Source organism: Aliirhizobium cellulosilyticum (assembly GCF_014198105.1).
GTDB classification, from domain to species: Bacteria; Pseudomonadota; Alphaproteobacteria; order Rhizobiales; family Rhizobiaceae; genus Neorhizobium; species Neorhizobium cellulosilyticum.
The window spans coordinates 1,108,150-1,122,870 of the sequence record NZ_JACIGW010000001.1 but is presented as its reverse complement, the minus strand read 5'-3'; the positions used below and the strand labels follow the sequence as shown (position 1 = coordinate 1,122,870).

Sequence of the window (14,721 nt, the reverse complement as noted above, 5' to 3'; positions counted from 1 at the left end):
TTTCTAGTGCAATCACCATGGATTGGAAGAACCACGTCATCTCGGAGAGTGGAAAACACGCCACGATCTTGAGGCCGTCAAATATCGAAAGCCGGTGTTAGCCGCTGCCGGATAAAAGCGCCGCGGCAGCAGCCCTAGCCTCGTCAGTCACAGAAGCACCGGAGAGCATCCTGGCAATCTCCTCGGCGCGATGTTCAGGAGCCATGGTCGCAACGCGCGTAGCGATCTTTTCGGAACCGTCGGCCGCCGGTCCCTTCGAGATCAGGAGATGCGTCGCAGCGCGTGCCGCCACCTGCGGCGCATGCGTAACGGAAAGAACCTGGACCGTCGATGACAACCGTTTCAGACGCTGACCGATGGCGTCGGCCACCGCGCCGCCGACACCCGTATCGATCTCGTCAAATACCAAAGTCGGTGCCGAACCGCGGTCGGCAAGAGCCACCTTCAGCGCCAGCAGGAAACGGGAAAGCTCGCCACCCGAAGCCACCTTCATGATCGGGCCGGGGCGCGTGCCCGGGTTGGTCTGCACGTGGAATTCGACCGTATCAATCCCCTCGGCAGCAGCCGTCTCGGGATCGGCGGTAACCTCGACCATGAAGCGTGCACGCTCAAGCTTCAATGCCGGCAGTTCGGCCATGACGGCGGCAGCAAGCGATTCGGCACCAGCCTTGCGCTTATCTGAAAGCACAGCGGCTGCGCGATCGAACTCTTCCTTGGCAGCGGCAGCGATCTTCTCCAACTGCCCGAGCTTCTCTTCACCGGCATCGAGATCGGCGAGATCAGCCACCATCTTTTCGGCCAGCGCCGGCAGATCGACCACGGCGACAGAATATTTGCGGCCAGCGGCGCGCAGAGCGAAAAGCCGCTCCTCGACGCGCTCCAGTTCACGCGGATCGAACTCAGTGCGCCGAAGCGCCGCCTCGACCTCCATCTGCGCATTCGAGAGATGATTGAGCGCCTGATCCAGAAGCTCCACAGTCTCTTCCAGAAGACCTGGCGCCTCATGGCTCTTGCGTTCCAGACGGCGCACCATGGACGCAATCATCGGGACTGGTGAGGCATTGCCGTTGAGGAATTCTGAAGCCTCGGAAATGTCACCGGCAATTCGCTCGGACTTTTGCATCTTCGAGCGATGTTCGGCGAGCTCTTCCTCTTCGCCGTCGCGCGGCGAAAGCGCTTCCAGCTCTTCGACCGAGGCACGGATATAATCGGCCTCGCGGGCCGCAGCTTCCACCTTGGCGCGGTGCGCCTTGAAAGCACGCTCGGCATCACGCCATGTGCGATAGAGACCGCTGACTTGCTGCACCTCGTCGGACAAGCCCGCAAAGGCATCGAGCAGCATGCGGTGTGCATTCGTGTCGATCAGGGCGCGGTCGTCATGCTGGCCGTGGATTTCCACGAGCACCTGGCCGACCTGCCGCATCAACTGCACGCTGACCGGCTGGTCGTTGATCGACGCGCGCGTGCGCCCGTCCGCCGACTGGATCCTGCGGAAGATCAGATCGCCATCGTCATCGATGCCGTTTTCCTTGAGGAGTTTTCGTGCAGCGTGCTGGCCCGGCACATCGAAGACGGCCGTTACCTGCCCTTTGTCTTCGCCATGGCGCACGAGACCACCGTCACCACGACCACCAAGTGCCAGCGAAAGACTATCGAGCAGGATGGACTTCCCGGCGCCGGTTTCACCCGTCAGCACCGAGAGCCCGGCCTCGAAACCGAGATCGAGCCGCTCGATCAGAACGATATCGCGGATCGACAACTGGATCAGCATGTAGCCTCGTTATTGACCTCTGGTCTCTCAGGCGCCGATGAGCTTGGCACCGGCGCGCGAAATCCAGGACCCCCTGTTTTCGCGCGGCTCGACACCACCCGAATGCAGCAGCTTGTAGCTATCGGCATACCACTGGCTGTCCGGATAGTTCCGTCCAAGCACCGCTGCAGCCGTCTGCGCCTCTTCTACGATGCCCATACGATAATAGGTCTCGGTCAGACGCGCCAAAGCCTCTTCCACCTGATTGGTGTTGGGATAGGTTTCGACAACATTGCGAAAACGCTGGATGGCGGCAAGGTATTCTTTACGCTCGAGATAATAACGGCCGATCTGCATTTCCTTGCCGGCCATCTGGTCGCGCGCGAATCGAATCTTCGCCTGCGCGTCCTCGACATATTCCGAGTTCGGATAATCGTTTACGACCTTGCTCATCGCAGCGATCGTATTTGCCGCGGCCTTCTGGTCCTGCGTCACGTCGGAAATCTGCTTGGAATACGAAAGGCCAACCAGATACTGGACATAGGCCGAGTCCTGCGACTTCGGATACTGGCTGAGATAACGGTTACCGACCGAGATCGCATCGTCGTTACGGCCCATGCGCTGCTTGACGAAAGTGCTCATCACAAGCGCCTTGCGGCCCCATTCGGTAAACGGGTTCTGCTTGTCGATAGCGTCGAACTTGCGCCCAGCTTCGGCCATGTTGCCGGCCTTCATGTTCGCAAGGCCCTGATTATACAATATCTCCGGGGACTCGGCTTCGAAGCCAAGCTTCGTTATATCGATGTCCTTGTCGGATTGGCATGAAGCCAAGCCAACCCCGGTCCCGATGAGTGCAATCGCCAGGAGGCCGATCCTCGTAAAGCTACGCATTTCTACAGACTTTCCATCAGCCATCCGACAGTCCCTGATCGTCCCCGCGTGAAACTACTCGTGCCCAGCGGCGTACTAGCCATAAAAGCATGGTCAGGGCAACGCAATGGGTCGGCATTAATGCATTTTTGTGGCGATCGCGGCCAGCAAGTGCCTTTTATGAAAAGAAAAAGGCCGCTCCTTGCGGAACGGCCAGTCTGACGGAGATTATAAAATTCAGGCAAACCAGGGAGCACATTCCGTCATGCTGACGGGAACGAACTCACCAGCACGAACACGTGTGGCAACAGAAGACGGGGCCTCGACCACTTCATAGGCGGTCGAGTCGCTCAGAAGAGCCTTCAGCGCATTTGCATTCATCTTGTGTCCGCCGCGATAGGAGCGGTAGCAACCAATAAACTGCGCTCCTGCAAGAGCCAGATCGCCAACGGCATCCAGCGTCTTGTGACGAACGAACTCATCCTTGGCGTAACGCAGGCCTTCGACGTTCACGACAGTTTCATCGTCGGAAATCACGACCGAGTTTTCCAGCGAAGACCCAAGTGCATAACCTGCAGCCCACAGACGCTCGACATCACGCATGAAGCCGAAGGTGCGGGCGCGCGAAAGCTCGGACTTGAAAGTTGCAGCACTCAGGTCACCCTTCCAGCTCTGACGACCAATCAACGAAGACGGGAAATCGATTTCCACTTCGAATCGGGTGCCGTCATAGGGGCGGAACTCGGACCAGGATGCGCCTGATTCGATTCGCACCGGCTTGATGACGCGAATGTAACGACGCTTGATCCCGAGATTGACCGTGCCGACCTGTTCGATCGCCTCGATGAAGGGATAGGAGCTGCCGTCCATGATCGGCATTTCGGCACCATCGACTTCGACGATGATGTTGTCGATGCCCATCGCATAGAGCGCAGCCATGACATGCTCGATGGTCGCAACCCACTTGACTGGCGACACGCCGAGCACGGTGCAGAGATCCGTCGGGCCGACCTGCGACGACACGGCACGATATTCGACCGAAGTGCCGTCTTCGAGATTACGGCTGAACACAATACCGGTTCCGGCTTCCGCCGGCTGGAACGTAATCATCACCGGCGCTCCGGAATGCACACCGATGCCGCTCAACGTAACCGGAGCAGCAATCGTTGCCTGAAATCCGAGCAATCCAATTGTCATTAACGTAAGCCTTCTTGATTCCGTCGCACCCGTGATCAGCAGGTCCGTATTCGCATTCCGTTGAAACGAACGAATTGTTCCAACTCTGTCAGCGACTAAATACGCATGCTCTACGCTGTTTCCAAATCACTGTTCGTTTCGGATTGTTACGGTTTTCTAACAACGTCACCATCCTTGGCCGCGACATACTTTTCATCGCGTAAACATCTGATTGGAAAGGTTATTTTTCCACAGTTAATATGCTCAACTTAAAAAGGCCCGGATGCTGATCACCCGGGCCTCTTCAACTTTGTTATACGCCGTTAACTCAGTTCGACTGGCGGCGCAGGAAGGCCGGAATTTCGAGCTGATCGTCCTCGTGGCTCGCCTGCGGAGCAACACGCCCACGGTCATCGAGATTGCCGCGACGCGGGGCATAGAGGCTGGCTTCTGCCGAAAGCGGACGACGCTGGGGAACAGGAGCCGAAGCCGTCATGTCCGACTGAACCTGCTCTTCCTCTTCCCGGCGACCGAGCGAATTGGTGATCCGCTTCAGGAGGCCCATCGGTCCACGCTCTTCCTGAACATGGGCCGTCGCCTGGGCGCGATGTTCCATCTCAGCCTTCACGACCGGCGGAAAATCTTCCACCTTCGGCATGCGAACCGGCTCCATGACAGGTTCGCGATAAACAGGCTCATGCTGAACCGGCTGTGCCATGCGAGGAGCCGGCTGGCTCATAACCGGTGCAGCGGCGGACGCCGGCTGATGGTAAGCCGGAGCCGGCTGAGGTGCCGGCTGAACCGGACGGGTCATGACCGGTGCGGGAGCCGGAGCTTCTGCAACCGGAGCTGCGAAGAGACGGCTCTGCGGACGGAACTCGTCCTGCTGCGGCTGTGGTGCCGGAGCAACGGGCGTCGGGATTGCAAGAACCTGTTCCATTTCAGCTTCCGCCTGGCGGATAGTCTCTGCGATCGGGTCGGCAGCCTTCGGTGCCTGGGGGGCCTGCATCATGACAGGCTGAGCTGCGGCCGGAGCCGGAGCAACGGCCGCGGAAGGACGGATAATCGGCTTCTGAGCGGCGCGCATTTCAGCGGCACGCAGGTCGACTTCGCCATGAGCGCGATCGATACCGGTTGCAACGACGGAGACGCGGATGAGGCCTTCAAGTGCTTCATCGAAGGTCGCACCGAGGATGATGTTGGCATCCGGATCGACTTCTTCGCGAATACGGGTAGCCGCTTCGTCGACTTCGAAGAGAGTAAGGTCGCGACCACCGGTGATCGAGATCAGCAGGCCCTGAGCGCCCTTCATCGAGGTCTCGTCGAGCAGCGGGTTGGCGATCGCGGCTTCGGCAGCCTGCAGAGCGCGGCCCGAACCGGAAGCTTCGCCCGTACCCATCATTGCACGGCCCATCTCGCGCATGACAGAGCGAACGTCAGCGAAGTCGAGGTTGATCAGGCCTTCCTTGACCATCAGGTCGGTGATGCAGGCAACGCCCGAATAGAGAACCTGGTCGGCCATCGCGAATGCGTCGGCAAAGGTCGTCTTGTCATTGGCGATACGGAACAGGTTCTGATTCGGAATGACGATCAGCGTGTCGACCGACTTCTGCAGTTCCTGAATACCCTGCTCGGCCAGACGCATGCGGCGACCGCCTTCGAAGTGGAACGGCTTGGTGACGACGCCGACGGTCAGGATGCCTTTGTTGCGGGCAGCCTGCGCAACGACCGGAGCAGCACCGGTACCGGTACCACCGCCCATGCCTGCGGTCACGAAGCACATGTGGGTGCCGTTGAGATGATCGATGATCTCGTCGAGGCATTCCTCGGCGGCAGCACGGCCGACTTCCGGCTGCGAACCGGCGCCGAGACCTTCGGTGACCTGCACACCCATCTGGATGATGCGTTCGGCCTTGGTCATGGTCAGCGCCTGGGCATCGGTATTGGCTACGACGAAATCGACGCCTTCGAGCCCGGCAGTGATCATGTTGTTGACGGCGTTACCGCCGCCGCCACCCACGCCGAAAACAGTGATCCGAGGCTTCAGCTCGGTGATGTCAGGCTTGTTCAGCTTGATCGTCATTGTACCTTTTCCTTCTGCTTTTGGTCGCGTCGCCGAGCTGACCAATTCTTTTCCAATTCACTTTGACAGGTCAGGGGCTGTCTTCCCTGTCAAAAACTCTCTTTCAGCCACTGTCCCATGCGGGCCAGACGACCGGTTCCGTTGCCGAACGAACCGATGAGGCCGCCCTGCGATGCATGCGTTTCCATATCCGCCACCTGCGGATAGATGATCAGTCCCACTGCGGTGGAGAACGCCGGTCCCTTGGCTGCCGCCGGAAGACCGGAGACACCCATCGGACGACCGATGCGAACATTGCGGGCGAGAATCCGCCGTGCCGTTTCCGGCAGGCCGGTCAGCTGGCTGGCGCCACCCGTCAAGACAACACGCTTTCCGACAATCGGGCTGAAACCCGACTTCTGGATGCGGTCACGAATAAGCTCCAGCGTCTCTTCGATGCGGGCGCCAACGATACGGGTAACCAGCGAGCGCGGCACCTGGGTCGGCTGATCGCGATCATCCTCGCCGATCGGCGGTACGGAGATCACGTCACGTTCATCGCCACCATTGGCGAGTGCCGAACCATGTACGACTTTCATGCGCTCGGCATCTTCTATCCGAGTCGATAGGCCTCGCGCCAGATCAGTTGTGACATGATGGCCACCAAGACCGATTGCATCCGTATGAACGAGCTTGCCTTCGCAGAAAACGGAGATCGTCGTCGTGCCGCCGCCCATGTCGATGGCTGCGCAGCCGAGTTCTACTTCGTCGTCGACCAGGGCAGCAAGACCGCTGGCATAAGGTGTAGCCACCATGCCCTCGACCGATAGATGCGCACGATTGACGCAAAGCTCGAGGTTTTTCAGCGTGATGCGTTCAGCGGTGACGAAATGCATGTCGACACCCAGTTCATCGCCATACATCGACAGCGGATCACGGATGCCGCGCTCGCCATCCAGCGAGAAGCCGGTGGGCAGCGAGTGAAGGATGGCGCGATCATGCCGCTGCGACTGGTTGCTTGCCGCCACCAGAACCTTGCGAAGATCGGAATTCTCGACTTCCTGGCCACCAAGATCGATGGTCGCAGTATAGACATCGCTTGCCAGACGGCCGGCGGAAACGTTTACGATCAGGCTGTCGACGGTGAGGCCAGCCATGCGCTCGGCAGCGTCGACGGCAAGCCGGATAACGCTTTCGGCTGCATCGAGGTCGGCGATCACACCTGACTTCACACCACGTGAACGCTGATGGCCGATGCCGATGATCTCGATGTGATGCGTGCGGCCCGGAAGGATTTGGCTTTCCTGGCGCGGAGTGAGGCGGGCAATCATGCACACGACCTTGGTCGATCCGATATCCAGAACCGACACGACGTGGCTGCGCTTCGATGACAGGGGCTTCATACGCGGCATACCGAATTGGGAGGAACCGAACATATTCACGATTTCGCTCCAGCTTTTTTCAGGGCCTTGGTACGAGCGTCGAGCGCTTGCTCACGACGCTCCACCGCAGCGGAAGTCAATTGAATGGTTGTGCGATCTTCAAGACGAAGGTCTACCGCAGCGACATCGCGCTCCAGCACACCCTGCTCTTTTTCCAGTTTGGACAAGAGAGCCAGAGCAGACGGGATACGCTCTTCCGGAAGTTTGAGAACGATGCCGTTATCGAGATGCAGATCCCAACGGCGGCTGGAAACCCGGACATAGGCCCGCACGCGGCTTGCAATCTCAGGCCACTTGTCCATTTCCTGCGCGAAGGATGCGGCAGCAATCTCTGCATCACGACCGACGAACAGGGGCAAGGAGGCAAACTTGTTGTCCTTGAGTGGCGCGATAACCGATCCGTTCTTTTCGATCAGCGACAGTTCGGATCCGTGCTGCCAGATGGCGAAAGCCTTGCGCTCCTTGAGCATGACCTCGATCGTGCGCGGATAAACCTTGCGCACTTCCGCATATTCGACCCAAGGCAGCTCGGACAGCTTGCGCCTTGCGGCATCGATATCCAGCGCAACCAGTGACGTCGTGCCATCGAGACCGAGAAGCTGAAGAATGTCGATTTCCGAAGTCTGATCGTTACCCGAGACCCGAACGTCTTCGATCGCGAATCCGACCGCAGCAGTTGTGGACTGGGCCACAACATGACCGTGACCACCGAGAGACATGCCATAGAGACCTACGGCCGCGAAAAACGCGAAGGTGGATAGCGTGCCGGCATGCGCCGGAATATCGATCCTGCCGGTGGCAAGACTGACCGCAAAGCGCACGACGCGACGCAGTGGCCGCGGCAAAACGCGACGATCGTCAGCGCCCACCACGCCGGAAGCAGCGCGACGATGCGATCCACCAGCCATTTTGCCGATCACCGTAGACAAGAAGCGTCCTCCACCATCCAGCGAACAAGCTCACCGAAGGAATAACCCGCATGAGCAGCCATTTCAGGCACGAGAGATGTCGGGGTCATTCCAGGCTGGGTATTGACCTCAAGCCAGATGACTTCACCTTCACCGGAGAACCGATCATCGAAGCGAAAGTCGGAGCGACTCACGCCACGGCAACCGATAGCCTCGTGCGCCTTGACCGCCCATGCTTGTATTTTTTGGTAAATATTCGGTGAAATCTGCGCCGGAATGACGTGTTTTGAACCACCGGCAACATACTTGGCGTCGTAATCGTAGAATCCCGGACCAGTCGGGACGACTTCCGTGACACCGAGAGCCTGACCATTTATGACCCCACAGGTCAGTTCACGACCATAGACATAACGCTCAACCATCACCTCGTCGCCGTAGCGCCATTCAGGCGACGTCACGATCTGCGGCGGATGGGACTGATCCTCACGAACGATCACAACACCGAAAGAAGACCCCTCACGAACCGGCTTGACCACATAGGGCGCAGGCATGGGATGAACATTGGTGAAATCCTTGCGATCCATAACAAGCGCATCGGCAACAGGCACGCCTGCAGCCTTGGCAACATGCTTTGCCTGGGCCTTATCCATGGCCAACGCAGAGGCCAGCACACCCGAATGCGTGTAAGGAATTTCCAGGTATTCGAGCACACCCTGGATAGTCCCGTCTTCACCGAAGGGACCATGAAGAGCGTTAAATGCAACATCGGGCCGAAGACCAGCCAGCACCGAACCGACATCACGCCCGACGTCGACACGCGTCACCCGATAACCTTCGCCCTCAAGCGCATCCGCACAAGCGTTGCCGGACGACAGGCTGACAGGCCGCTCGGAGGAAAACCCTCCCATCAGAACAGCCACGTGCTTGCCACTCATCCATCACCTCTTGAAAAAGAACAATTCCCGGATTTCGAACCTCTCCCGCCTCTTGCGGCCAGCGACTCTCACCGAACTCGTCCCTCATTGGTGCAGCAAAATGGTTAACAAATCGTTTACTTTGCTTAACGAGGCAACCCAATACACTGAAAACAAAGGATAAAATTACGAAGGAAATAGTTAACGCGACACTTGAGGAAATCACAGATCACGGCGCACTCCCTTTCCTACGGGACGTCTCAGCTCGTCGCATGATTCTTCGCAAGACCTGTTTTTTTTTGCATTTATTGCGACAGAAAGGGTTTCGGTCGCCATAAAATTACGATACTGCGCATGCGGCCCTCCCAAGAGCCATATAAAAAACCTTTTCTGAACTGGAATCAGTATGACTAACGCGACGCCCTCCGCTTCGCCGTCTGCTGAGCCGTTAGCGCCTGTTGCAACGAACTCTCCTGCACAAGTCCTGACGGCCAGCGTGGTCGGCACGACGATCGAGTTTTTCGATTTTTATGTTTATGCGACCGCCGCCGTCCTGGTGTTCCCGACGCTGTTCTTCCCCGGCAGCGACCCCACGAGCGCGCTTCTCGCATCTTTCGCAACCTTCTCCATCGCATTCTTTGCACGCCCGCTCGGCGCGATCGTGTTCGGCCATTACGGTGATCGTATCGGCCGCAAGACGACGCTGGTAGCCGCATTGTTGACCATGGGTGTTTCCACGGTCGTGATCGGCCTTCTGCCGACCTATGAACAGATTGGTGTCGTCGCACCGCTGCTTCTGGCGCTTTGCCGTTTCGGCCAGGGCTTCGGTCTCGGCGGCGAATGGGGTGGCGCGGTTCTACTGGCCACCGAAAACGCTCCTCCGGGCAAGCGCAGCTGGTACGGCATGTTCCCGCAGCTCGGCGCCCCGCTGGGCCTGTTCCTGTCATCCGGCGTATTCTGGATCCTCCTGCATTTCATGTCGCAGGAAGCGCTGCTCAGCTGGGGCTGGCGCGTTCCCTTCATCGCATCGATAATACTGGTCGCTGTCGGCCTTTGGGTTCGCCTTTCGATTACCGAGACCCCTGCCTTCCAGAAGGCAATCGACAGCCATGAACGCGTCGAAGTGCCGGTCGCGGAACTCTTCCGCAAGCACAAGCGCAGCCTCGTGCTCGGCACATTCGTAGCACTTGCCACTTTCGTGCTGTTCTACATCGGCACGGCCTATCTTCTGTCCTACAACGTCAAGGTCCTGAAGATGCCGTTCCTGGATGCGCTGGAAGTGCAGCTTCTCGGCTCCGTTGTCTTCGGTATCTTCATCGTCGTGATCGGCAAGCTCGCAGAGCGTTACGGCCGACGCGAGATGCTGATCCTCACCAGCGCGCTGATTGCAGCCTTCTCGTTCCTCCTGCCGGCCTTGATGACCAACGGCGAAGGCATGATCTTCCTGTTCGTGATTCTGGCCATGGTCCTCATGGGCATGACTTACGGCCTGATCGGTACGGCGCTGGCCGCACCATTTCCGACCACGGTGCGCTATACCGGCTCGTCGATCACCTTCAACATGGCTGGCATATTTGGCGCCTCCCTGGCCCCCTATATCGCCACCTACCTGCAGGCTAACTACGGCATGGCCTATGTCGGCTACTACCTGCTTGTTGCCGCTCTAATCACGCTTGCCTGCATCTTCCTGTCAGGCAAGGAAGAAGTCTGATCCTTAACCGGATCGGAATCAGATCATAAGAAAAGCCCGCGAAGCCATTGGCCTCGCGGGCTTTTTCTTGTCTGGATATTGCCGGATATTAGATTGTTTCCGGAATGGATGCACATCTTGGATGCGATTACCCCGTGCGTTCAGAATAACGGTAATCCAATCTGCATCAGCAATCAGGAACGGCAAAATAGAGAGAAAAATAAGGGGGCGCTTATCTGATCAACGCTCCAAAACAGCGAGGCGCCGAGGTCAGCAACCAGAAGTCGCCAAGCCATCGAAGGCCAATCCGGAGAATTAGCCAGAGGCTTGGTCCGTTCAGGTGGAAAGGCATTGTTTACGCCTCCTGAACGGACCGAGCGGCCGGTTACTCCGTGGTCGCGCCCTGGAAAGGCTTGACCTCACGCCCGGGCATGAAAATGCCCAGCCGCTTGATTTCCCATTCCAACTTGATGCCGGCATGTTCGAACACGCGCTGACGCACCATCTCCCCGAGATATTCGAGATCGTAACCGGTCGCATGGCCGATATTGATCATGAAGTTGCAATGAAGCGACGACATCTGCGCGCCGCCGTTCATCAGGCCACGGCAGCCGGCATCATCGATCAGCTTCCATGCGGAGTGATCTGGCGGGTTCTTGAACGTGGAACCGCCGGTCTTTTCCTTGATCGGCTGCACTGTTTCGCGATGCTGGCGGACGGCATCCATCTCGGCTCGGATCTTGGCCCGATCTTCCGGATACCCTTCGAATACGGCATGCGTGAAGATCAGATCCTTGGAGGCTGCCGTATGTCGATAGGTATAGCCCATGTCTTCCTTGGAGAGCACGTGCTTGTTGCCCTGCCGATCAACAGCATGGACCTCGATCACGCGCTGGGAAGTCTCCCCCCCGTTAGCGCCGGCATTCATCCGCAAGGCGCCGCCGATCGAGCCAGGAATACCGTAATAAAAGGCAAAGCCGCCGATACCGTTATCCATGGCCATCGCGGCAATATGCTTGTCCGGGCAGATCGCACCGGCGCGAATGCGGTTTTCGCCGACAAGTTCGACCTGGCCAAATCCCTTGGCGGAGAGGCGGATGACAACGCCCGGGATGCCCCCATCGCGAACAAGCAGATTGGACCCAACGCCGACAACCGTCAGCGGCACTTCGGCCGGCAACAGTTTCAGGAAGGTTATCAGATCGTCCACGTCATGCGGCTGGAACATCAGTTCCGCCAGACCGCCCGCCTGGAACCAGGTTACCCTTTCCATCGATGCGTCCGGTGTAAGACGCCCGCGCAACTGGTTCACGCCCTCCCCGAGCGAGGCCAGCAGCTTTTCCCCATCTACCTGCTTCATACTTACTGTCCTGATATGCTTTCCAGTTCCCTCGGCAATGACGCCGCCCACTGTGTAATATTACCCGCTCCCAGAAGAACCACGAAATCACCTGGTTTCGCAATGCCTGAAACAATATGTGCCAGTTCAGCCGGCGACGCCATATAGCGCGCGTCGCGGTGGCCGCCCGCACGGATGTGCGAGACCAGCGTCTCCGAATTGACACCTTCAATCGGATCTTCGCCCGCAGCATAGACCGGTGCAAGGATAATGCTGTCCGCGTCGTTGAAGCAGGTCGCGAAATCCTCGAAAAGGCTCGAAAGGCGTGAATAGCGATGCGGCTGGTGTACCGCGATGATCCGCCCCTTGCAGGCCTCGCGTGCAGCTCTCAGCACCGCCTTGATCTCGACCGGATGGTGCCCGTAGTCGTCGAATACCTGCACATCATTCCAGGTTCCCGTAAGCGTGAAGCGGCGTTTCACGCCACCGAACGCAGCAAGCCCCTTGCGGATATCCTCTTCCGAAATACCCAGCCGGTTGGCGACTGCAATCGCCGCCGTGGCATTGGAAATATTGTGCCGGCCCGGCATGGGCAGGGTCAGGTCCTTGAAATTGAATACCCGGCCGGTACGGCGACGGCGTATTTCGACATCGAAAGTCGCCTTCGTTCCATCCATGCGGATATTAGAAAAGCGTGCATCGGCCTGCGGGTTTTCGCCATAGGTGACGACCTTGCGGTCCTCGATCTTGCTGACCAGCGCCTGAACCTCGGGATGATCGATGCAAAGAACGCCGAAACCGTAGAACGGCACGTTCTCGACGAACTGGCGGAAGGCTGCACGAACGGCATCAAAATTACCGTAATGGTCCAGGTGTTCCGGGTCGATATTGGTGACGACCGCGACTTCCGCCGGCAGCTTCAGGAAGGTGCCGTCCGATTCGTCGGCCTCGACCACCATCCACTCGCCCTCGCCCATGCGGGCATTGGTGCCGTAGGCGTTGATGATCCCGCCATTGATCACTGTCGGATCGAGCCCGCCGGCTTCAAGCAGCGTGGCAACCATCGACGTGGTCGTGGTCTTGCCATGCGTGCCGCCGATGGCGATCGCGTTACGAAAGCGCATCAGCTCAGCCAGCATCTCGGCACGACGCACGATCGGCAGCGATTTTTCGCGCGCAGCGATCAGCTCCGGATTGGTCTTCTTGATCGCAGTCGAAACGACCACGACTTCGGCATCACCGAGATTGTTGGCTTCGTGGCCGACGAAAACCTCGATCCCCTTGTCGCGAAGGCGCTGGACGTTGGCACTGTCCGACTGGTCGGAACCTTGCACCTTGTGTCCGAGATTGTGCAGCACTTCGGCGATACCGCTCATGCCGATGCCGCCGATGCCGATGAAATGTACGAGGCCGATGGCCTTGGGCATCTTCATGCCTGAACTCCACTCTTTTTCTTATTCTTGTATTCGGCGATCGGGCACTTTTCTGCAATAGCAATGACGAGATCAGCCAGATCTTCGGTCGCGTTTGGCTTACCCGCCTTCTTCGCATCCGCCGCCATCGTCTCAAGACGATCAGGCTCGTTCATTGCGGAAGCCAACAGTGCCGACAGCTTTTCCGGCGAAAGATCAGACTGCGCCACGACCTGCGCACCGCCCTCGGCAACCAGAGCCGCGGCGTTCGCGGCCTGATCGTGATCGAGCGCGTAGGGATACGGCACGAGGATCGACGGGCGACCGATAACCGAAAGCTCACTGACCGTAGAGGCACCGGATCGGCAGATGACCAGATGCGCCTCGGCCAGCCGATCGGCCATATCGGTAAAGAACGGGGCAATATCTGCAGGGGCATTGAGCTTGGCAAAGCAGGAAGTGACGCGATCCTTGTCCTCCTTGCGCGCCTGCTGGGTCACGACGAGACGCTCCCTCAGCGCTGGCTCCAGAAGGCTGATCGCCGTCGGCACGGCCGAGGAGAAGAACTGGGCACCTTGGCTGCCGCCGAAAACGACAAGACGGAACGATACCTCGCCGCGCGATGCGAGATAGGGGATCTTGGCGGCATCCAGAACCGGCGGGCGCACGGGATTGCCCGTTACGACGATCTTGGCCGCATGCTCGCCTCTGCCTTCCGGAAGAAACCCGCCTGCGATTGCCTGAACGCGCTTTGCCAGCGCCTTGTTAGCGCGCCCCATGACCGCGTTCTGCTCATGGATCAACGTCGGAATTCCAAGGCCCGTGGATGCCAGAAGAGGCGGCACGGTCGGATAGCCACCGAAACCGACGACAGCCAGCGGACGAAGACGCGCCATCAGCTTTCGCGCCGTACGAAGTCCCCTCCAGAGCGTCCACGCGGTCCTGGCCATGGCAACCGGGTTCTTGGACGCGAAGGTGGCGGAGGGCACGATATGGATTTCGTCGGCGGGGAATTTTCCCGCAAAGCGTTCGGCGCGGCTGTCCGTCACGAGATGAACTGCATAACCACGATTGCGAAGCTCATGTCCGAGAGCTTCTGCAGGAAACAGATGACCGCCGGTTCCCCCGGCGGCAAGAACGATCGTGCCCTTATTCATT

11 protein-coding genes are annotated in these 14,721 nt (G+C 58.7%); 1 reads left to right on the top strand and 10 read right to left on the bottom strand.

The window, feature by feature from the left end:
* Window positions 1–97: 97 nt before the first annotated feature.
* The 7 genes from recN to GGE33_RS05210 all read right to left on the bottom strand — a co-directional run bounded on the left by recN (window position 98) and on the right by GGE33_RS05210 (window position 9,143).
* On the bottom strand, window positions 98–1,771 hold the full coding sequence (gene recN, locus GGE33_RS05240) for a DNA repair protein RecN (RefSeq protein ID WP_183821483.1): 1,674 nt from the start codon (window positions 1,769–1,771) through the stop codon (window positions 98–100).
* A 27-nt stretch (window positions 1,772–1,798) separates the two neighbouring features.
* Complete coding sequence (locus GGE33_RS05235) at window positions 1,799–2,641, bottom strand: outer membrane protein assembly factor BamD (protein WP_148147621.1); 843 nt, start codon at window positions 2,639–2,641, stop codon at window positions 1,799–1,801.
* A 216-nt stretch (window positions 2,642–2,857) separates the two neighbouring features.
* Entirely contained in the window at window positions 2,858–3,817 is a 960-nt protein-coding gene (gene lpxC / locus GGE33_RS05230; RefSeq protein ID WP_183821482.1) for a UDP-3-O-acyl-N-acetylglucosamine deacetylase, read from the bottom strand.
* Between the two features lie 307 nt (window positions 3,818–4,124).
* The gene (ftsZ, locus tag GGE33_RS05225; RefSeq protein WP_183821481.1) at window positions 4,125–5,879 is read right to left on the bottom strand and encodes a cell division protein FtsZ; all 1,755 of its coding nucleotides are present in this window, start codon (window positions 5,877–5,879) and stop codon (window positions 4,125–4,127) included.
* An 89-nt stretch (window positions 5,880–5,968) separates the two neighbouring features.
* Window positions 5,969–7,300 carry a cell division protein FtsA gene (ftsA, locus tag GGE33_RS05220; RefSeq protein WP_148147618.1) on the bottom strand — a complete coding sequence of 444 codons (1,332 nt, stop codon included), beginning with the start codon at window positions 7,298–7,300 and terminating at the stop codon, window positions 5,969–5,971.
* A complete protein-coding gene (locus GGE33_RS05215; RefSeq protein WP_148147680.1) occupies window positions 7,297–8,208 on the bottom strand; it encodes a cell division protein FtsQ/DivIB in 912 nt (303 codons plus the stop codon). Before GGE33_RS05215 ends, ftsA begins: the two co-directional genes overlap by 4 nt.
* A gap of 8 nt (window positions 8,209–8,216) precedes the next feature.
* The gene (locus tag GGE33_RS05210) at window positions 8,217–9,143 is read right to left on the bottom strand and encodes a D-alanine--D-alanine ligase (RefSeq protein WP_183821480.1); all 927 of its coding nucleotides are present in this window, start codon (window positions 9,141–9,143) and stop codon (window positions 8,217–8,219) included.
* Window positions 9,144–9,528: 385 nt separating this feature from the next.
* Between GGE33_RS05210 and GGE33_RS05205 the strand changes: the two genes are divergently transcribed.
* On the top strand, window positions 9,529–10,833 hold the full coding sequence (locus GGE33_RS05205; RefSeq protein WP_183821479.1) for an MFS transporter: 1,305 nt from the start codon (window positions 9,529–9,531) through the stop codon (window positions 10,831–10,833).
* Window positions 10,834–11,197: 364 nt separating this feature from the next.
* Here the strand turns inward: GGE33_RS05205 and murB are convergent, their stop codons facing one another.
* From murB to murG, 3 genes are read right to left on the bottom strand one after another with little or no spacing between them, the layout of a single operon-like run.
* On the bottom strand, window positions 11,198–12,172 hold the full coding sequence (murB, locus tag GGE33_RS05200) for a UDP-N-acetylmuramate dehydrogenase (protein ID WP_148147615.1): 975 nt from the start codon (window positions 12,170–12,172) through the stop codon (window positions 11,198–11,200).
* Window positions 12,173–12,174: 2 nt separating this feature from the next.
* Complete coding sequence (gene murC / locus GGE33_RS05195) at window positions 12,175–13,584, bottom strand: UDP-N-acetylmuramate--L-alanine ligase (protein ID WP_148147614.1); 1,410 nt, start codon at window positions 13,582–13,584, stop codon at window positions 12,175–12,177.
* Window positions 13,581–14,720, bottom strand: a complete 1,140-nt coding sequence (gene murG, locus GGE33_RS05190; RefSeq protein WP_183821478.1) for an undecaprenyldiphospho-muramoylpentapeptide beta-N-acetylglucosaminyltransferase — start codon at window positions 14,718–14,720, stop codon at window positions 13,581–13,583. Before murG ends, murC begins: the two co-directional genes overlap by 4 nt.
* Between the last annotated feature and the right edge of the window lies 1 nt (window position 14,721).